20 protein-coding genes are annotated in these 18,804 nt (G+C 66.7%); 3 read left to right on the top strand and 17 right to left on the bottom strand.

The features are described from left to right. Positions 1-66 precede the first annotated feature (66 nt). The 3 genes from CCR98_RS08565 to CCR98_RS08555 form a co-directional block, all read right to left on the bottom strand. Positions 67-1,293: an efflux RND transporter periplasmic adaptor subunit gene (locus CCR98_RS08565; protein WP_087922256.1), complete on the bottom strand. Its 1,227-nt coding sequence runs from the start codon at positions 1,291-1,293 to the stop codon at positions 67-69. Positions 1,294-1,384: 91 nt separating this feature from the next. Beyond that, positions 1,385-2,155, bottom strand: a complete 771-nt coding sequence (locus tag CCR98_RS08560; protein ID WP_014036826.1) for an SDR family oxidoreductase — start codon at positions 2,153-2,155, stop codon at positions 1,385-1,387. Beyond that, positions 2,152-2,379 carry a hypothetical protein gene (locus CCR98_RS08555; RefSeq protein WP_014036825.1) on the bottom strand — a complete coding sequence of 76 codons (228 nt, stop codon included), beginning with the start codon at positions 2,377-2,379 and terminating at the stop codon, positions 2,152-2,154. Before CCR98_RS08555 ends, CCR98_RS08560 begins: the two co-directional genes overlap by 4 nt. Positions 2,380-2,526: 147 nt before the next feature. Between CCR98_RS08555 and CCR98_RS08550 the strand changes: the two genes are divergently transcribed. After that, a complete protein-coding gene (locus CCR98_RS08550; RefSeq protein ID WP_005409107.1) occupies positions 2,527-3,558 on the top strand; it encodes a LysR family transcriptional regulator in 1,032 nt (343 codons plus the stop codon). Positions 3,559-3,736: 178 nt separating this feature from the next. On the opposite strand, the gene CCR98_RS08545 is transcribed toward CCR98_RS08550, so the two are convergent. From CCR98_RS08545 to CCR98_RS08520, 6 genes are all read right to left on the bottom strand, one after another. Next, entirely contained in the window at positions 3,737-4,432 is a 696-nt protein-coding gene (locus CCR98_RS08545) for an OmpA family protein (RefSeq protein ID WP_087922255.1), read from the bottom strand. A gap of 140 nt (positions 4,433-4,572) precedes the next feature. Beyond that, positions 4,573-5,988, bottom strand: coding sequence for a deoxyribodipyrimidine photo-lyase (locus tag CCR98_RS08540; protein ID WP_087922254.1), 1,416 nt, complete (start codon positions 5,986-5,988; stop codon positions 4,573-4,575). Positions 5,989-6,076: 88 nt separating this feature from the next. Next, the gene (locus CCR98_RS08535) at positions 6,077-6,691 is read right to left on the bottom strand and encodes an inorganic diphosphatase (protein WP_087922253.1); all 615 of its coding nucleotides are present in this window, start codon (positions 6,689-6,691) and stop codon (positions 6,077-6,079) included. A gap of 10 nt (positions 6,692-6,701) precedes the next feature. Next, entirely contained in the window at positions 6,702-8,051 is a 1,350-nt protein-coding gene (locus tag CCR98_RS08530; RefSeq protein WP_232463116.1) for a metallophosphoesterase family protein, read from the bottom strand. Between the two features lie 14 nt (positions 8,052-8,065). Then, positions 8,066-9,181 (bottom strand): phytase, encoded by a 1,116-nt coding sequence (locus CCR98_RS08525; RefSeq protein ID WP_087922251.1) that lies wholly within the window; start codon positions 9,179-9,181, stop codon positions 8,066-8,068. Next, positions 9,181-11,742: a TonB-dependent receptor gene (locus CCR98_RS08520; protein ID WP_087922250.1), complete on the bottom strand. Its 2,562-nt coding sequence runs from the start codon at positions 11,740-11,742 to the stop codon at positions 9,181-9,183. The genes CCR98_RS08525 and CCR98_RS08520 overlap by 1 nt, the downstream gene beginning before the upstream one ends. Before the next feature lie 169 nt (positions 11,743-11,911). On the opposite strand from CCR98_RS08520, the gene upp reads away from it, so the two are divergent. Continuing rightward, positions 11,912-12,544 carry a uracil phosphoribosyltransferase gene (gene upp, locus CCR98_RS08515; RefSeq protein WP_005409099.1) on the top strand — a complete coding sequence of 211 codons (633 nt, stop codon included), beginning with the start codon at positions 11,912-11,914 and terminating at the stop codon, positions 12,542-12,544. Between the two features lie 63 nt (positions 12,545-12,607). On the opposite strand, the gene CCR98_RS08510 is transcribed toward upp, so the two are convergent. After that, the gene (locus tag CCR98_RS08510; RefSeq protein WP_087922249.1) at positions 12,608-13,087 is read right to left on the bottom strand and encodes an SRPBCC family protein; all 480 of its coding nucleotides are present in this window, start codon (positions 13,085-13,087) and stop codon (positions 12,608-12,610) included. Further along, positions 13,068-13,493 (bottom strand): metalloregulator ArsR/SmtB family transcription factor, encoded by a 426-nt coding sequence (locus CCR98_RS08505; protein ID WP_232463100.1) that lies wholly within the window; start codon positions 13,491-13,493, stop codon positions 13,068-13,070. Before CCR98_RS08505 ends, CCR98_RS08510 begins: the two co-directional genes overlap by 20 nt. Before the next feature lie 57 nt (positions 13,494-13,550). Between CCR98_RS08505 and CCR98_RS08500 the strand changes: the two genes are divergently transcribed. Then, positions 13,551-13,844 (top strand): PsiF family protein, encoded by a 294-nt coding sequence (locus CCR98_RS08500; protein ID WP_087922248.1) that lies wholly within the window; start codon positions 13,551-13,553, stop codon positions 13,842-13,844. Positions 13,845-13,923: 79 nt separating this feature from the next. On the opposite strand, the gene CCR98_RS08495 is transcribed toward CCR98_RS08500, so the two are convergent. The 6 genes from CCR98_RS08495 to rsmD form a co-directional block, all read right to left on the bottom strand. After that, positions 13,924-14,811: an MBL fold metallo-hydrolase gene (locus CCR98_RS08495; protein WP_087922247.1), complete on the bottom strand. Its 888-nt coding sequence runs from the start codon at positions 14,809-14,811 to the stop codon at positions 13,924-13,926. A gap of 120 nt (positions 14,812-14,931) precedes the next feature. After that, positions 14,932-16,662 (bottom strand): gamma-glutamyltransferase, encoded by a 1,731-nt coding sequence (ggt, locus tag CCR98_RS08490; RefSeq protein WP_087922246.1) that lies wholly within the window; start codon positions 16,660-16,662, stop codon positions 14,932-14,934. Continuing rightward, on the bottom strand, positions 16,659-16,940 hold the full coding sequence (locus tag CCR98_RS08485) for a YfhL family 4Fe-4S dicluster ferredoxin (protein ID WP_004153175.1): 282 nt from the start codon (positions 16,938-16,940) through the stop codon (positions 16,659-16,661). Before CCR98_RS08485 ends, ggt begins: the two co-directional genes overlap by 4 nt. Positions 16,941-17,072: 132 nt before the next feature. Continuing rightward, positions 17,073-17,564 (bottom strand): hypothetical protein, encoded by a 492-nt coding sequence (locus tag CCR98_RS08480; protein WP_004153167.1) that lies wholly within the window; start codon positions 17,562-17,564, stop codon positions 17,073-17,075. Positions 17,565-17,624: 60 nt separating this feature from the next. Further along, positions 17,625-18,134 (bottom strand): pantetheine-phosphate adenylyltransferase, encoded by a 510-nt coding sequence (gene coaD, locus CCR98_RS08475; protein WP_014036814.1) that lies wholly within the window; start codon positions 18,132-18,134, stop codon positions 17,625-17,627. A gap of 26 nt (positions 18,135-18,160) precedes the next feature. Then, entirely contained in the window at positions 18,161-18,739 is a 579-nt protein-coding gene (rsmD, locus tag CCR98_RS08470) for a 16S rRNA (guanine(966)-N(2))-methyltransferase RsmD (protein ID WP_087922245.1), read from the bottom strand. Between the last annotated feature and the right edge of the window lie 65 nt (positions 18,740-18,804).

The raw sequence follows: 18,804 nt of genomic DNA, 5'->3' as shown, positions 1-18,804 counted from the left end.
CGAAGGCAGGGAAGGCTGCCGCTGGCGCCGGCAGCTAAGCGGGGACGCGGATCAGGAGACGGCGGATCAGTGGTTCAGCGCGGCGGTGGCATCGCGGCCCGGTGCCGGCTTCGCAGCCTGTGGCTGCATCGCCACCGCCTTGGCCTGCACCGGCATGCCCGGCATGAAGACCTTCTGCACACCGTCGATGATCACCTTGTCACCGGCGGCCAGGCCGTGTTCGACGATGCGCAGGCCTTCAGCGGTACGACCGAGCTGGATGTCGCGGCGCTGGGCCTTGCCATCCTTGTCGACCACGTACACGTACTTGCGGTCCTGGTCGGTCAGCACGGCCTTGTCGTCGATCAGCAGCGCCTGGAACTGGCCGCTGCCGAGCAACTGCACGCGGGCGAACAGGCCCGGGGTGAACTGGCGGTCGGCGTTATCCAGCAGTGCGCGGACGCGGATGGTGCCGGTGCTGCGCGCCACCTGGTTGTCGAGGAAGTCGACCTTGCCCGCATGCGGGTAGCCCTCCTCACCCGACAGGCCGACCTTCACCGGCAGTTCGCTGTCTCGCTCGCTCGGGCGCTCGCCCTTGCGTGCCATCTGTGCGTAGCGCAGGAAGGTGCTTTCGTCGGCATCGAAGTAGACGAACACGGTGTCCAGCGAGACCAGCGTGGTCAGCACGCTGGCGCTGTCGCCAGCGGTGACCAGGTTGCCGGCGGTGACCATCGCGCGGCCGGCGCGGCCGTCGATCGGTGCGCGCACCTTGGTGAACTCCAGGTTGAGGCGGGCCGCATCCAACGCGGCCTGCGCGGCCTGCACGGCGGCACCGGACTGGTCGGCGGCAGCGCGACGCTGCTCGGCGGTCTCGGTGGAGATCGCCTGCTGCTCGGACAGCCGCTTGGCACGCTCGGACTCGCTGCGAGCCAGCGTGGCCTGGGTGCGGGCGCGGGCCAACTCGGCGGCGGCACGATCGTATTCGGCCTGGTAGCTGCGCGCGTCGATGGTGAAGAGCACTTCGCCCTTCTTCACTTCCTGGCCTTCGACGTAGTTGACCTTGTCGATGTAGCCGGACACGCGCGGGCGCAGTTCAACGCTCTGTACCGCTTCGACGCGGCCGCTGAACTCGTCCCACTGGCTGACCTGCTTGACCAGCACCGGCGCGGCGCTGACCTGCGGCGGCGGCGGAGCACCGGCTTCTTCGGCATGGCCGCCGCTGCAGGCTGCAAGCACGGCCGCGGCGAGGATCGACACGCCGACCATCGCGATGCGATGGCCGAAACGATGTGGGGTGGTGTTGGGGGAAGTCATGGCATGCATCCGTACGGAGGGGTGGTACAGCTATATGAGAACGTGTTGCGAAAATCGGCGGCGCATACTGCGACCTCAACCATGGTCGAGGTCAAGCGACGCCAGCGGTGTCGCGCCAAAGCGGAGGAACTTCCAGGTGCAGCAGGCCGCGCGGCAGTTCGGCATCACTGCTGTCGCAACGGACGATGGCGCGGTTGTCGCGGCACCCATCGAGCAGGGAGACCACGCGCCGGCCGACCAGCAGCGAACTGGGCCACTCGATGCAGGCGTTGGCCGCGTTGGCCGGGGTACACACCGGGCTGCAGACTTCCAGCATCTGCGCACGCACGCCAATCGCCTGCGCTTCCTGGTGCACCACCTGCGCGTACATGCGCATCGCCGCGGCGGTGATCGAGCTTTCGCCGTAACCGGCCCATGGCTTGACCGCGGCCGGGCTGCCGATCATCACGTAGCGCCGCGCATGCACGTTGTCCTGCAGCAGCGGCAGCAGATGACGCACTGCGTGCACGTGCGGCATCAGGTCGGCCTGCAGCGCGCCGAGCAGCTCGTCGCCGTTGCGGTCGACCACGCGGCCGCGACGGTAGGGACCGCCCATTGCGGCGATCACTGCAGCCAACGGACGCGGCCGCTGCGCGATGCGTTCGGCCAGCGCACGTGCCGAGCCGTCATCGCTGAGCGAACCCAGCACGGTTTCCAGGCCCGGCTCATCGGCGAACTGCTCATGCAGCGCCGCCAGCCGGCCCGGATCGCGCCCGACCACCAGCACCGGGCTGCCGGCCTCCAGCAGGGCGCCGACCACGCCCTGGCCCACGGCACCGGTGCCACCGAGGACCAGAACTTCGGGCGTCAGTATCCCATTCACGGGACATTTCCTCCCAAATCCGGGATAGTCCCAATTCGGCGCAGTCGGTCGCCCTTGTGCGGGACCAGGCGGATGACGCCGCCACGCTGCTGACGCATGGGCGCGGTAAACTCACGAAAGTCCTTGTGTACCAAGGAACTCGGACGGGCTTCGACGGTCATCGCCAGGTCCAGGGCGTTCTGGCCGGCATGCCGGAAGCGGGCAAGAATGTTGCGCAGGCTCATGGCGAGGGGGCTCCATTTCACGAATGGCGCCACGATAGACCTCAAACCTTTACTTGATTAGTCCTGATTAAGGGGAATAATCATCCCGCTCCCGGTCCAATCGTTCTGTCACGATTGTCCCATCCCCGACGTCCAGGATCCCCGACCATGTCCCACGATCTCAACGAGACGCTGATCTTCGTCAAAGTGGTCGAGCAAGGCAGTTTCATTGCCGCTGCCAAATCGCTCGGCCTGCCCAAGACCACGGTCAGCCGCAAAGTGCAGGAGCTGGAAACGCGCCTGGGCGCGCGACTGCTGCACCGGACCACCCGCCGCCTCGGCCTGACCGAAGCCGGCTCGATCTACCACGAGCATTGCCAGCGCATCGCGCGCGAGCTGGAAGAAGCCGAGAGCGCGGTGAGCCAGTTGCAGTCCGGCCCGCGCGGCTGGCTGCGCTTCACCGTGCCCTACTCGATCGGCATCACCTGGATCGCCCCGCTGCTGGGCCAGTTCCATGCGCAGTATCCAGAGATCCGCCTGGACATGCACATGGGCAACGAGAAGCTGGACCTGATCGCCGGTGAGGCGGATCTGGCGCTGCGTGTCGGTGCCCTGCCCGATTCCAACCTGGTCGCGCGCAAGCTCGGCAGCCTGCGCACGCAGGTGTTCGCCAGCCCGGCCTACATCGAGCGCTATGGCGAGCCGCTGCATCCGGAAGAGCTGCAGTTCCATCGCATCCTGGCAATGCGCAAGCCGTACCACACCGGCAATTCGCCGCGCTTCACCTGGCAGCTGGGCGAGAACGGCGGCGAACTGCGTGACTTCCCGGTCACCCCGCTGATGACCGCCAACGACATGTCCGCATTGAATGGCGCACTGGTGTGTGGCGAAGGCCTGCTGCTGACCGGTGATGTGATGGCCAAGCCGTTCGTCGAGTCGGGCATGGTACGGCGCGTGCTGGCCGGCTGGACCGGCCCGGAAGTGGACTTCAACGCCGTGTTCGCCGGTGGCCGCCTGGTCTCGCCGAAGGTGCGTGCGTTCGTCGATTTCCTGGTGGAAAAGCTCAACTTCGACGCCAACTACATGCTGGCGCAGTGCCCGGGTGCGAAGCTGGCGCAGCAGCAGAAGGAAAAGGAAGACGCCGCGCTGGAAAGCAGCGGCAAGCGCATCCTGGAGAAGGTCGCCGCTTCGGCGGCGTAGCCGGGTTTTGTAGAGTCGAGCCATGCTCGACTGCTCTTGGCGGAGTCGAGCATGGCTCGACTCTACAGAGGCTATCGGCGTGCCGAGCAAGCTCGGCACCTACAGAAAATGCCGCCTGCAAGGGCGGCATTTTCGTTCCGGCCGATGGCCGGACCGGCTCAAGCAGTAACGCGTAGCGTTACTGCTTAAGGGGAATCACGCGGATTTCGACGCGGCGGTTCTTGGCACGGCCGGCATCGGTGCTGTTGTCGGCAATCGGATACGACTTGCCGGCACCCAGCGTTTCGATGCGCACGCTCTGCACGCCCTGGCCGATCAGGTACTGCGCGACCGAGTCGGCGCGTTCCTTCGACAGGCGGTTGTTGACCGCGTCGCTGCCGATGCTGTCGGTGTGGCCGACCACTTCGATCATGGTCTGGTTGTAGTCACGCAGGGGGCCTGCCACGCCGTTGAGCGAGCCGTAGAACTGCGGCTTCAGGGTCGACTTGCCGAAATCGAAGGTGATGCCGTCCGGCAGGTTCAGCATGATGTTGTCGCCCTGGCGCTGCACATCGATGCCGGTGTTGGCGGTGCGCTCGCGCAGTGCGCGTTCCTGGCGATCCTGGTACTGGCCGACGGCGGCGCCACTGAGCGCGCCGATACCGGCACCGATCAGCGCGTGCTGGCGACGCTCGGTGGCGCTGTCGCCGGTCAGCAGGCCGGCGGCCACACCAATCGCGGTACCGATCAGCGCATTGCGGCCGGTGCGGTTCTGCTGCTCGGTCGGGTTGCCGTACTGGTCACTCTGCACGTAGGAGCCGCCAGTGGCGCAGGCCGACAGGACGGCCGCACTCATCAGGGCCAGTGCGACGTTGCGGGTGGTGTTGCGGATCATGTGGTTCTCCTTGGTTTCCGGTCGGGCCGGCGGCTTGCGGGCGCAAAGAGAATAAACAGCCCAATGCGATGTCGGGATGATGATGCGACGCGGCGACAGGGCCGCGTTCAGCTAACTGACTGGAACGCTCAGCCCGCGCTTTACCCTGCCCCCGTCTGCCGGTAAGCGGCCAGCGCGGCATCCCGACCGACCGCCAGGTCCACCAACGGGGTGCGTGGATAGCCAGGGGCATGCGCGGCCAGCAGCAGTGGATGCTGCCACGGCGCGAAGCGCGCCTTCACCGGCAGCGCCGCCAGTTCGGGCACCCAGCGGCTGATGTAACGGGCCTGCGGATCGAACTTCTCGGCCTGGGTGACCGGGTTGAACACGCGGAAGTACGGCGCGGCATCGGCACCGGTCCCGGCCACCCACTGCCAGCCCATCGTGTTGTTGGCCAGGTCGGCATCGACCAGAGTGTCCCAGAACCAGCGCGCGCCATGCAGCCAGTGCGCGCGCAGGTGCTTGCACAGGTAGCTGGCCACGATCATCCGCACCCGGTTGTGCATGTAGCCGGTGCACCACAGCTCGCGCAGGCCGGCATCGACGATCGGCACGCCGGTGTTGCCACGCTGCCAATCGTGCAGCTGCGCGGCACTCGGCGTGGCCCACGGGAAGCGGTCAAAGCGCGGGTTGAGGTTGTCGGTCGGCGTCTTCGGGAAATGATGCAGCAGGTGGTACGCGAAATCACGCCAGCCGAGCTGGCGCAGGTAACCGTCGATGTCGGCGTCGGTGCCCGCACTGCGCAGCCCTTCCAGCGCATGCGCGATGCGCCACGGCGCGATCTCGCCGAAATGCAGGTGCGGCGACAGCCGCGAGGTCCCCACGCGATCCGGCAGGTCGCGCTGTTCGCGGTAACCGCGCAATGCGCCGTCCTCGAACACGGACAGTGCTTCCAGTGCACCAGCTTCGCCCGGCTGCCAGTGCTCCCAGAAGCCGGTGTCCCAAGCCAGCGTGGGCGCTAGCCGCAGTTCGTCCAATGTGAGGCTGTCAACCGTGTGCGGCGTCAGTGCCTTCGGTGCGGCCGTAAGCGCCGGCAGGCACCAATGACTGAGTACATTGCGCCAGTACGGGGTGAATACCTTGTACGGCTGCCCTTGCTGGGTCGCGATGTCCCAGGGCTCGAACAGCAGGCTGCCATTGCAGCTCTGCGCGTCGATGCCCTGCTCGCGCAGCGTGCGCTTGATGGTGGCGTCGCGTGGTTGGGTGGCCGGTTCGTACTTGCGGTTCCAGTACACCGCTTCGGCGCCGGTCTGCTCGATCAGCAGCTGCAGCGACGGCAGGCTGTCACCGCTGCGCAGCACCAGCGAAGAGCCGCGCGCGCGCAGGTCGGTGTCCAGTGCGCCCAGTGAACGGTGGCGCCACGCATCGGAGGCCGCACCGGGCACCCACTCGCCTTCCTCGTGCGGCGCATGGATGTAGACCGGCACCACGTCGTGGCCCGCATCCAGGGCGGCCTGCAGGGCCGGATTGTCCTGCAGCCGCAGATCACGGCGGAACCATACCAACGCTACCGACACATGCACCGCCTTCGTTGTGGAAGGCGCACATCATAGCCAGCGGCGGTGAAGGAGATGCGCGCAGGCGGCCATCCACCATGGCGTGGATCTACTGCTTGAACCGCTCCATCGCTTCACTGATCAGCGCGCGTGCCTCGGCTGCGTTGCCCCAGCCGTTGAGCTGCACCGGGTTGCGACCGGCCGGCAGATCCTTGTAGACCCGGAAGAACGCCTCGATGCGCTGGCGCTCGACCTCCGGCAGATCCGCCAGGTCACGGATGCTGGCGTAGGTCGGGTCGACCTTGTCGGTTGGCACGCCGATGATCTTCTCGTCGTGCTCGCCGCCATCGATCATCTTCAGGTAACCGATCGGCCGGAAGCGCACGATCACGCCGGGACGCAGCGGCTCGCGGGTCAGCACCAGCGCATCCAGCGGATCGTTGTCACCGGCCAGGGTGCGCGGCATCGAGCCGTAGTTGGCCGGATAGGCCACCGGCATCGACTGGAAGCGATCCACGTGGACCAGGCCGTCTTCCTTGATCTCGTACTTGGTGAAGCTGCCGGCCGGAATCTCCACCGCCAGATTCACCTCCTGCGGGGCCTGCTTCGGCTGGGCCACCAGGAACGGATGCAGCACGGTATCGGCGGCCGTTACCGCGCTGGCCAGCAGAAGCAGCGCGGCGCCGATGGCAGCGAGAGGAAGGATGCGTCGGGGCGTGGTCATCGGCATCTCGTCATTCCCAGCAGCGGTCGGCGCGACCCTTGGCGGTCTGCGCACGCGGACAGTCGCGCGGTGCGATGCGGCCTTCGGTCAGCTCCGTGCGTTGCTTTGCGCCCTTGGCATCGCGGCGCAGTTCGAAGGCGTCGTACAGACGCCCGGTCACGGTGCGCGCTTCGTAGCGCAGGTGCTGCGGATCGATGTTCAGCACCTGGAACAGCTGGGTGTCCTCGGCCACCGGGTCCATCGTCCTGCGCGCTTCGTCGGAAAGGCGGTACTGCTTCGGTCCGGCCACGGTCACCACGTACTGCGGCGTCGCAGCCTGCCCTTCGCCACGGCGGCCGTAGGTGTGATCGTGGCCCTGCAGCACCAGATCGACGTTGTGGCGGCGCACCACCGGCAGCAGCATGTCACGCAGCGCAGCGTTCTCACGCCCTTCGCGCGGCGAGTAGAACGGCTGGTGCAGCAGCACGATGGTCCACGGCTGCGGGTTGCCGGTCAGGATCGTGTCCAGCCACTGTGCCTGCGCCTTGGCCGTGCCGAGGTCGAGTGCCGAGGTGCCATCGACCACGGCCACGCGCACGCCCTGCGCATCGAACCAGTAGCTGGTCTGCTGCGCGGCGGTGGCGCCATTGCCCGGCAGCGCGAAGGTCACCGGCCAGTGCCGGCCCAGCACGCGACGCTCCTGCGGGGTGTCCTCGAATTCCTCGAAGTACTCATGGTTGCCGATCGCCGGGGCCACCAGCGTTTCCTGCGCCAACCAGCCGGTGGCGGCAAACCACTCGCCCCATTCGCTGTCGTCCATGTTGTCGCCGCCGCTGACCAGATCACCGGCGAACAGGCTCATGCGCGCCTGCGGCGCAGCCTTCTGCGCGGCACGCACCACGCGGCTGACATGGCTGACGTTCTTGTTCTGGGTATCACCGAAGTACAGCAGGGTCAGCGGCTGGTCGGCGCCGGCCAGCGTGCGCAGCTGGTTCCAGGCGCTCCAGCTGCCATTGCCCTGCACGCGATAGACGTACTGGGTGTCCGGCTGCAGGCCATCGATGTTGGCACGATGATGGTGCGACAGCCCGTTCTCGGTCTGCAGTGCGCGCGTCGTCGCACGCACCTGGCGGATGCCCTCGATGGCCGGCGAATCTGCGGCCAGCGCGATCTCCAGCAGTGGCGCCTGCACGCTGCCATCGGTACGCCAGGCCACGGCGAAACCGTGGCTGGGATCGGCCGAGGGCGAGGCAACGATACGGTCCGGCACCGATGTCGCTGCATAGTGGCGGCTGCCCGCCGGCACCTGGGTATTCGGTTCGGCCGCCGCGAACGACAGCGACGGCAGCGCCAGCAGCAGGCCCAGCGCCAACGTACGCATCACACGCTGCCCGCTCATGCGCCACACTCCAGCGGCAGCGCGAGCTGCTTGGCGATGCTCTCCCAGTCGAAGGCCACCACGCCCTGGTCGTCATGCACCGCATACAACGCACCGTGCGGGAAGCGCGCGCTGGGCTGCTGCATCATCCAGATGCCATCGGTGTTGGCCACGGCGTTGCCCTGGAACGCGCCGACCGGCTTCAGCGTGTTCCGGTCGAACAGGTGGAACACGCTGCGTTGCTTGCCCTGCTCGGTGGTGATCCACCAGCCATCCTTGCCGCAGGTGCGCAGGGTCACGCCTTCGGCCTGCGCCTTGAACACATCGCGGCCGAAGGTGGTGCCGGTGAAACGGCCCGCCAAGGTGTAGACCTTGAACTCGCTGGCGTAGCTCTCGTCCTCTTCGGCAATCAGCAGCCGGTCGTTCTCGGGGTCGCCCCAGATCGACTCGACCACGCGCAGCGCACCGGCTTCGGTGGTATCGCCGATGCTGGCCACCAGCTTCGCCTCGACCTTGGCGCCATCGCGGGTCACGTGGTACTGGCGCACGCGCTTGTCCAGCTCGGCCAGCGGCGGCAGGATGTCTCGCCCCTGCGCATCCTCGCCGTTGTCCCAGGAGTCGGTGACGTAGACGCTGTAGCCATCGGCACGGCGGTCGACCCACAGCCCGTACGGCTTGCGCAGGTCGTCCGCAGCGAACGTCGCCAGCGGCGCGAAGTCCGGCAGGCTCAGTACCTGCACGCGGTGATTGTCGCGCTCCACGATCCACAGCAGGTCGTCGGTCACCGCGATGCCGTTTGGGCGGTCGAACTGCCCCGGTGCGGTGCCGCTGCTGCCGACGTCACGCAGGTGCTGGCCGGTGCTGCCGTCGTAGACCACCAGCTTGTCGGTGGCCTTGGCGGTGGCGATCAGCCACAGCGCGCCGTCCGGCGCGCGCCAGGCCGCCGGCGAGTCGATGTTGTCGGCCGGGGTCATCGGTGACAGGAAGGCTTCGGCGATGGTGGTCACCACGCGCTCGCCACCGGCGGCCGGCGCGACCGCTCCCGCAACCGGATCGGTGCCGGTGGCCGGCGTGCAGCCGGCAACCAGCGTAGCCGCCAGTGCGGCGGCCAGGACAGTGACGCCACGCCCCATCACAGCGCCACCTTCAGGCCCAGCGCATAGGTGCGGCCGTACTCTTCCATCTGCAGGGTGCGCGAACGGGTGCCCTGGTACAGCTCCAATGGCTTGTCCAGCAGGTTCTGCGCTTCAAAGTACACGCTCACGTGCGGGGTGAACTTGTAGTCCAGCGAGAAATCGAGCTGGGTGTTGGGTGCCACGTAGATGTCGAAGGCGCGTCCCTTGCCGATGCTGTCCAGGTACTCGCTGCGGTACACCGCCGCCAGACGCGTGCTTACACCGTACTTTTCATAGCCGATGTGTGCGCTGTAGACATGCTTGGAGGCGCGCGGCAGCGTGAAGTCCTCGCCCGCACGGTCCTTGATACCGGCGTCGAACGTGGTATCCAGCCAGGTACCGCTGGCACCGACCAGCAGGCCATCCAGACCGTCCGGCAGGAAGGCCAGCTGCTGCTGCCAGTTGAATTCCGCACCACGCACGGTGGCCTTGCGGCCATTGATCGGCTGGGTCACGTCGAAACCACCGTAGGCCGGATCATTGGTACGCACGGTTTCCACGATGTAGCTATCGATCGACTTGTGGAACAGGCCCAGCGAAACGATACCGCTGCTGCCGATGTACTTCTCCACCGACAGGTCGATGTTCTTCGACTCGTACGGATCGAGTTCCGGATTGCCCAGGCGCACTTCCTCGTCACCCCGGCTGTAACCCACGCGCGGCGAGACGTCGCCGAAGGACGGGCGCGATACGGTCTTGTTGGCCGAAGCGCGCAGCACCCAGTCATCGGCCGCGTCGTAGCGCAGGTGCAGGCCCGGCAGCACGTTGGTGTAGCTGCTGTTGGCCACGCGCGGGGTGACGGTGAAGCTGCGGCCGTTGGCGGCCACGTCCACCTGGTTGCCGACCGCCTTGAAGCGGGTGTTCTCCACGCGCACGCCGCCGATGATGCGCAGCGCGCCCACGTCCCAGGTACCCATCGCATAACTGGCGAAGATGTCCTCGCTGGCCACGTAATCCTCTTCCAGCGACGTCATCGCATTGCCGCCGACGTCCTGCGGGCGGGCACTGTACTGGCTGCCGCTGGCGGCCCAGAACGCGCGCATCGCGGCCGAGTCCATGCCATCGCCCAGGTTGCCGTGGCGATGCTCAGGCGAGGAAGTGGTCCAGCTCGACAGCGCCACCTTCGGGCCGACACGCAGTTCGCGCTCATCCACATTCACGTCGCGGTCGCGCCAGCGGCCGAGCAGACCGAACTTGATGCTGCTGCTGTCGCCGTCGAAGCGCACGTTGACCTGTGCGCTGTGTTCCTTGTCGTTCACCTGCTTGGGTGAGAGCACGAAGCGGTCGAACGCGTAATTGCCGTTGTCCAGCCACTGCGGGTTGTCGAAGCTGTAGCTGGGCAGGCGGCTGCTTTGGTCCAGGGTGCCATTGAAGGCCTTGCCGTTGAGCTTGAAGCGCGCCTCCATCTCGTCGTTCACGCGCTCCTCGGTACGCGTGTAGCCGATCCGGTAATCGACCACGGCACTGGTCAGCTTGTTCTCGCCACCGAGGCTGGCCGCGAAGGTGTTCTCCTTCTTGGTGCGGTAGCGCATGCGCTTGTCGATCGAATCCTTCGGCATGCCGTCCAGGCGGTACTGGTCGGTGCCGGTCTTGACCATCTTCGCATCGTCGAAGTTGAAGATCACGCGCTGGCGGGTCTCCGCATCATCGAACTGGCTGTACAGCGTGCGCAGGTAGTACTTGCTGTCTTCGTTGGGGCGCCAGTCGAGGTTGAGGTTGGCACCGATGCGCTTGCGTTCGATCTCATACTTGCGGTGCTGCAGGTTGATCGCAGTCACGTCACCGGGGGCGGCATCGTCTTCGCCGTCGTACTCCACTTCGGTGTTGTCCGACTCGAACTTCCGCTTCTGGTAATTCACGCCCAGCGCCACGCCGAAGGTATCGTTGAACACCTCGCTGTAGTTGAAGGCGGCCTTGGGACTGGTCTCGCCGGACAGCTGCTGGTGGCTGCCCTCGATCTTGCCGCGCAGGCTGCGACCGTCACGGTCGAAGGCCGACGCCGACTCCACCAGCACGGCGCCACCGATGGCATCACCCGGCATGTCCGGGGTCGGCGACTTGACCACGCGCAGGCGCTCGGTGGAATCGGAGGGAATCACGTCCAGCGGCGCGGCACGGCTGGAATCTTCCGGCGTACCGACCGCAATGCCGTCCACGCTGACGCTGTTGAGATTGGCATCCAGGCCGCGAATGACCACGAAGCGGCCCTCGCCCTGGTCGCGGGTGACGCTGACGCCCGGCAGGCGCTGCAGTGATTCGGCCACGTTCTTGTCCGGGTACTGGCCCAGGGCATCGGAGGACACCGCATCCTCGATGGCATCGCTGCTGCGCTTGAGGTCGACTGCACGGATCTGCGATTCGAGCTGGGCGCGCACTTCAATGCGATCCAGGTCGACCGCTTCGGCCGCGACGGCGCCGGTGGCGGCTACCGCCTGTTGCCCGGCTGCCTGCAGCGGAGCTGCGGCCCCCATCGCCAGGGTCAGGGTGATGGCAACGGCCAACGGAGTCTTGATGTGCACTGGGAATCCCCATTCCTGTTAAGAATGGGTCTGCACGGTATGTCCGCAAGGTTGCATGGCCGTGACATGCATCTGCACATTTCATGTACGGCGGGTCGGGGCCCGGTTTGGGGTTCGACACGCCAATCCGGCAAAATGGCGTCCTCTCTCCTTTTCCCCCTTCCCGACCATGAAGATCGTCGAAGTGCGCCACCCGCTGGTGCAGCACAAGATCGGCCTGATGCGCAATGCCGCGCTCAGCACCAAGGATTTCCGCGAACTGGCCAACGAACTGGGTACGCTGCTGGCCTACGAGGCCACCGCCGACCTGGACACCGAGCCGCACACCCTGCCCGGCTGGGCCGGCCCGGTCACGGTGCAGCGCATTGCCGGCGCCAAGATCACCGTGGTGCCGATCCTGCGTGCCGGCCTGGGCATGCTCAGCGGCGTGCTGTCGCTGATCCCGGCGGCCCGCGTCAGCGTGGTCGGCCTGCAGCGCGATGAGGAAACCCTGCAGCCGGTGCCCTACTTCGAGCGCCTGACCGGCCGCCTGGAAGAGCGCGACGCGCTGATCCTGGACCCGATGCTGGCCACCGGCGGCACCCTGATCGCCACCATCGACATGCTCAAGCGTGCCGGCGCCCGCCGCATCAAGGGCATCTTCCTGGTCGCCGCGCCGGAAGGCATCGAAGCGGTCAAGGCCGTGCACCCGGACGTGGAGATCTACACCGCGGCCATCGACGCCCAGCTCAACGACAAGGGTTACATCCTGCCGGGCCTGGGCGACGCCGGTGACCGCATCTTCGGTACCCGCGTCGGCTGAACCGGCGAACCGGGGTCAGAGCCCTTTCTGCGAAAGGGATCTGACCCCACCCCGTATTCCGGCCTACAGCCCGGCCGCGAAGATTTCCAGCTGTCCGATGACGGTGTTCCAGCCGTCGAAGAAGCCCAGCTGCTCATGCTGGTCGCGCATGGCCTTGTCCGGGTGCATAACCCGCGCGGTGTAGCGGCAACCCTGCCCCTCGTCTTCCATGGTGATGATGGCGGTGAAGCCCAGCCAGGGGGACTGCGGTCGCCAGCCTTCGCCCAGCATCGAGGTGAACACCAGGCGCTGCTGCGGCACGATCTCCAGGAAGCTGCCCGGATTGTCACTGCTACCGCCATCCGGGCCCTGCATGAAGGTGTGGAAGGCCCCGCCGGGACGCAGGTCGAATGCGCGCACCTCGGTGGTCCACGGCTTCGGGCACCACCACTGGCGCAGCAGTTCCGGGTCGGTCCACGCCCGCCACAAGGCCGCGCGCGGGGCGTTCAGCACACGGCTGATGACCAGATCGGTGTCGGGGTTGTTATCTGCGTCTACGGCCATGGGCCTGCTCCTGTCGATGAAGGGTTTCGACGAAATCGACCATGCGGTCGGCACGCGCTTCCCATGCGGCACGCTGTTCTGCGAGCCACTGCTCGGCCTGGCCCAGCCGCGCCGGCACCAGTTCGCAGGTACGTATGCGCCCCTGCTTGTGGCTGCGCACCACGCCGCTGCGTTCCAGCACGGCCAGATGTTTCATCAGCGAGGGCAAGGCCATCTGGAAAGGCTCGGCCAGCACCGACACCGTGCGCGGCCCCTGCCCCAGCGCGGCCACGATCGCGCACCGGGTCGGGTCGGCCAGTGCCTGGAAGACCTCTTGAATGGCGGGATCATACTTACCCATATGGCTAAGTAATACGCCGATCTGAACGTCGCCGCAAGCAGGCGCGGCAATGGCGTGACTCTTCACGTGTCCTTGCCGGCTGGAAGCGAATGCTCCGCGCACCCGCCACCCTTGGAGCTCCCGATGAAAGCTTCTTTCCTGCTGGCCGCCGTCCTGCTGGTCGGCCTGCCCCTGGCTGCCAACGCTACCACCCCGCAGCAGCAGCGCATGGCCGAATGCTCGGCCAAGAACAAGGGCTTGAAGGGCGATGCCTACAAGACCGCGCAGAGTTCCTGCCTCAGTGGCCACGCCGCCGACTCCAAGCCGGCCAATGCGCAGCAGGAACGCATGCGCAAGTGCAACGCTGACGCGGGCGCCAGGAAGCTGGCCGGTGATGCGCGCAAGACCTTCATGAGCAGCTGCCTGAAGGCGTCTTGACGCCTATATCTGGCAGGGTGCCATCCACGCATGGCGTGGATCTACTGCGTGACTGGAAGGCCGGGCATCGCCCGGCCTTTTAACCGAGCGCGCGCGCCTTCAGCTCGCCCTGCTCATGCAGCGTCACGAAACGCCCCTTGTCATCGCGCCCCAGCTGCGCCAGCGCCACCTGCGGGTCATGGGTGAAGAACAGCCGAACGTTGCGCGCCAGCTTGTCTTCAAGGAACTGCCGCTTTTCGTCGATCAGGAGCTCGGCGTTGCGGTCGTAGCCCATGGTGATCGGCACGTGCACCCATGAGCGCCCCGGGATCAGGTCGGCACAGAACACCACGCCACCGTGCGCACCCTCGCCTGCATGCGCGTGACCGACGATCTCGGCCAGCATCAGCCCCGGCGTATGCCCGTCGCTGTAGCTGAAGCGCACGCTGCGGCCGAGTACCTGCGAGTACTCCCCGTCCACCACTTCCAGGCGACCACTGGCCTGCAGCAGGCCGGGCAGTTCCGGAATGAAGCTGGCCCGGTCACGCGGGTGCGGTTGCACGGCGCGCTGCCAATGCTGCGCGCCGACCACGTAGGTCGCGTTGGGGAACAGCAACTCGGGCTCACGCCCTTCGCTCCATGCCGCCAGCAGTCCGCCGGCATGATCGAAGTGCAGGTGGCTGAGCACCACGACATCGATATCTTCGTGCTCGAAGCCGGCTTCGCGCAGCGAATCGATCAGCACGTGCTGGCTTTCCTGCACGCCGTAACGCTCACGCATGCGCGGATCGAAGAACGCGCCGATACCGGTTTCAAACAACACCGTCTTGCCTTCCAGCGGGCTGGCAAGCAGCGCACGGCAGGCCAGCTCGATGCGATTGAGCTCGTCCGGTGCCGCCCATTTTTCCCACAACGCACGCGGTGCGTTACCAAACATCGCGCCGCCATCGAGGCGCTGCGAGTTTCCACGAATAGACCAGAGTTTCATGCGTCAATTATCGGCGCCAACGCGTTAAATAATCGCTAGAAAGGAAACTGAAAACCCCGCCGGCAAAGGCGGGGTTTCGGTATTGATCCAGATTGCCGGCCAGCGGCCGGCATTACAGGATCAGCGTGCCGGCACGACCTGGGCACTGCCCACCGGGTTGCGCGGGTCGCTGCCGCCGAACAGTTTGTTCGCCTTGCGGTCCCATTCCACGGTCTGCAGGTTGCCCCACACGTGGCTGGAACCGCGGCCACCGGCGGCGACGTCACCCGGCAGGTCGATCTTGTGGCCCATTGCCTGCAGCTGCTTCACCGTCGCCGCGTCGAACGCATCGTCCTCGGCTTCGATCAGGTCCGGCAGCCACTGGTGGTGGTAGCGCGGCAGCGCTGCGACCTGCTGCGCGTCAAGGCCGTCGTCGTAGCCGAGGATGCCCAGCAGCACCATGGTGATGATGCGGCTGCCACCCGGGGTGCCCAGCACCACCACCTTGTCGCCGTTCTCCATGAAGGTCGGCGTCATCGAGCTGAGCATGCGCTTGCCCGCCTTCGGCGCATTGGCTTCGTAGCCCATCACGCCGAACGCGTTGGGCGTGCCCGGCTTCAGCGCGAAGTCGTCCATCTCGTTGTTCAGCAGCACGCCGGTGCCCTTGGGAATCAGCCCCGAGCCATACAGCAGGTTGACGGTCTGGGTGGCGCCGACGCGGTTGCCGTCGCGGTCGATGATCGAGAAGTGCGTGGTCTCGTCGTCTTCCAGCGGCGTCGGGTTGCCCGACAGCAGGTCGCTGGGCGTGGCCTTCTCCGGATGGATGGTCGCCCGCAGGCCCTGCGCGTAGTCCTTGCTGGTCAGCACTTTCTGCGGGATCTGCACGAAGTCCGGATCACCAAGGAAGAAGGTGCGGTCGCGGTAGGCGCGGCGCATCGACTCCACCACCAGGTGGGTGCGGTGTGCCGGGTCCATCTTCCTGATATCCCAGCCTTCCAGGATCTGCAGCATGCTGGCCAGCGCAATGCCACCGGACGACGGCGGCGGCGCGGTGGTGATCTTCCAGCCGTTGTAGTTGAATACGATCGGCTCGCGCTGCTTCACGCGGTATCCGGCCAGCTCTTCGGCGGTCCACTTGCCGCCGGCCTGCTTCACGCCGGCCAGCAGCAGCTTTCCGGTCTGGCCCTTGTAGAAGCCATCGAAGCCACCGGCGGCCAGGCGCTCCAGCGTCTGTGCCAGCTCCGGCTGCTTGAACAGGTCACCGGTGGCGATCGGCTTGCCATTGCGCAGGTAGACCTCGCGCGTGCCGGGGTAACGCTCCATCACTTCGCGGCGCGAGGCATAGCCCTTGGCCATGCGGTCGTACACCGGGAAGCCTTCGCGGGCGATGCGGATCGCCGGCTGCAGCGAAGCCGACAACGGCAGCTTGCCATGCTTGGCCGACAGCTCGACCAGCGCTGCGGGCAGGCCGGGAATACCCGCCGACCAGGCACCATTGACCGAACGATCACGGTCGAGGTTGCCCTGCTTGTCGAGGAAGGCCTGCGGGGTCGCTGCGGCCGGTGCGGTCTCGCGCGCATCCAGCATCAGGTCCTTGCCGGTGGCAGCGTCGTGCAGCAGGAAGAATCCGCCGCCGCCCAACCCGGAACTGATCGGCTCGACCACCGCCAGCGTGGACGATACCGCCACTGCAGCGTCGAAGGCGTTGCCGCCCTGCGCCAGGATATCGATGCCGGCCTGGGTGGCCAGCGCGTGGCCGCTGGCAATGGCCGCGCCGTCGGGGCGTTCGGCACGGGCCGGGCTGTCGGCCCAGGCGATCGGGCTCAGCAACAGGCCGAGCAGCAACAGCGGACGGACGATCAGCGTCTTCATTCGGATGGGGGCTCCGCATAGAGTTCAGGGTGATCGTGCTGCAGCTGGCGCAGCTTGGCCAGCAGCTGGTCTTCCGTTTCCACGATCTCCGGGTCCGGGTCGATGCACTCGACCGGGCAGACGACCACGCACTGTGGCTCGTCGAAATGACCCACGCATTCGGTGCAGCGCGCAGGGTCGATCACGTAGATGGTTTCACCCATCGCAATGGCCTGGTTCGGGCAGGCCGGCTCGCATACGTCGCAGTTGACGCAGAGCTCGTTGATTTTCAGCGACACGGCGATACTCCTCGCCCGCGCCCTGGGACAAAGGACCGGCCAGCGCGGGCGCGCGGGCCGGTCAGGTCATCAGCGGCGTCCTTGCAGGGCGCCGCCCGGGCCATGCCGGAGCATGGCCGCCATGGCTCGGTATTACTTGGCTTCGACGAAAATGTACTCGGCACCGGTCGGCTGGATCGCAGCCTGCACGCGGGCGTTGTCGGCCGACTGGCCGATGAAGACGACGCGCACGCCCTTCATCGAATCCGGCGACACGTCCTTGAACACGGCCTGGATCATGTCAGCCATCTTGCCCGAGGCCGACGAACCGAAGGCCAGCATGTTGCCCGGCTGCACGCCACGGGCCACGGCCTGGGTCGCGCTCTCGGTCTGGCGCTCGTACTTGGCCTGGAAGTCCGGGTCCGATTCCGGCGAGAGGTAGTACAGGAACGGGCTGTTGGTGATGTTGCCCATGTTCTGGATCGCCACTTCCTGCAGGTACTTCTTCCAGCCTGCATCGTCGTCCTTGGACGGAGCGACCAGGGCCTGCTTGGCCTCGTCGACCGGAGCGGCCTCTTCCTTCTTGCAGGCGGTGAAGGCCAGGGCCAACGAAGCGATCAGCATCGCGCGCATGGTGGTGTTCATGGGTTTCCTCCCGGAATGGTGCGTGGTGTTGTACGTAATGGGGTGCGGGTACAGCGGGGCTTACGACTGTGCCGACTTCGCTTCACGGACCTTGCGCAGGGCTTCAAGCACCGCGGCCGGCACGAAACCGGACACGTCGCCGCCCAGGCGTGCGATCTCGCGGACCAGCGAGGACGAAATGAAACTGTGCTGCTCGGCCGGGGTCAGGAACAGGGTCTCGACCTCGGGGATCAGGTGACGGTTCATGCTGGCCATCTGGAACTCGTACTCGAAATCGGACACCGCGCGCAGGCCGCGCAGCAGCACCCCGCCCTGGACCGAGCGTACGAAATGGGCCAGCAGGGTATCGAAGCCGATGACTTCGACATTGCCGTGGTGGGCCAGCGCGCCACGCGCCAGCTGCACGCGCTGCTCCAGCGGCAGCGCCGGGCCCTTGGACGGGCTCTGCGCCACGCCGACCACGACCTTTTCAAACAACGGCGCGGCGCGGCTCACCAGGTCGATGTGACCGTTGGTGATCGGGTCGAACGTGCCGGGATAGACGGCGATGCGGCGGTTGGCCACGGTCATGGGCGGATGCAGATGTTCAGATGAGGTCAAAGTGTAGCAGTGGCACGGCGGTACAGGGCAAAGCGCACCTCTCGGGTGCCGCCCTCGCGGTGCAGCAGCCAGTCCGGCGGCAGCACCGGCACGTGGCCGGCCGGCGATTCCAGGTACAGCCAGGCATCGGCAGCCAGGTGGCGCGGCAGCTGGGCCAGCACGTCCTGCCACAGGCCATCGGCAAACGGCGGGTCGATGAAGACCAGGTCGGCCTGCTGCGCGGGTGCGCCCTGCAGCCAGCGCAGGGCATCGGCCTGCACGACGCTGATCTGGTCGCTGGCCTGCAGCTTGGCTACGGCGGCGGTCAGGTTGCGCCCCAACTGCGCATCGCGCTCGACCAGGGTGGCATGGGCGGCACCGCGTGAGACCGCCTCCAGGCCCAGCGCGCCGCTGCCGGCGAACAGGTCCAGCACGCGGGCCCCGCCGAGCTTGGGCATCAGCCAGTTGAACAGGGTTTCGCGCACACGGTCGCTGCTGGGCCGCAGGCCCGGCAGCGTCGGCACCGGCAGGCGGGTATTGCGCCAGCGTCCACCGATGATGCGGACCTGGCCGTCATTGCCCCCACGGCCGCTCACCGGCGCCCCCGGCGGGAGTTGTTCGAGAAATTCAGCATGAGCGGGATTGTAGTTCGGCCGGGCTT

It is taken from the genome of Stenotrophomonas sp. WZN-1 (genome assembly GCF_002192255.1).
Classification (GTDB): domain Bacteria; phylum Pseudomonadota; class Gammaproteobacteria; order Xanthomonadales; family Xanthomonadaceae; genus Stenotrophomonas.
Note: the sequence above shows the minus strand (reverse complement) of the source record. Positions and strands in the feature narration are given on the sequence as shown.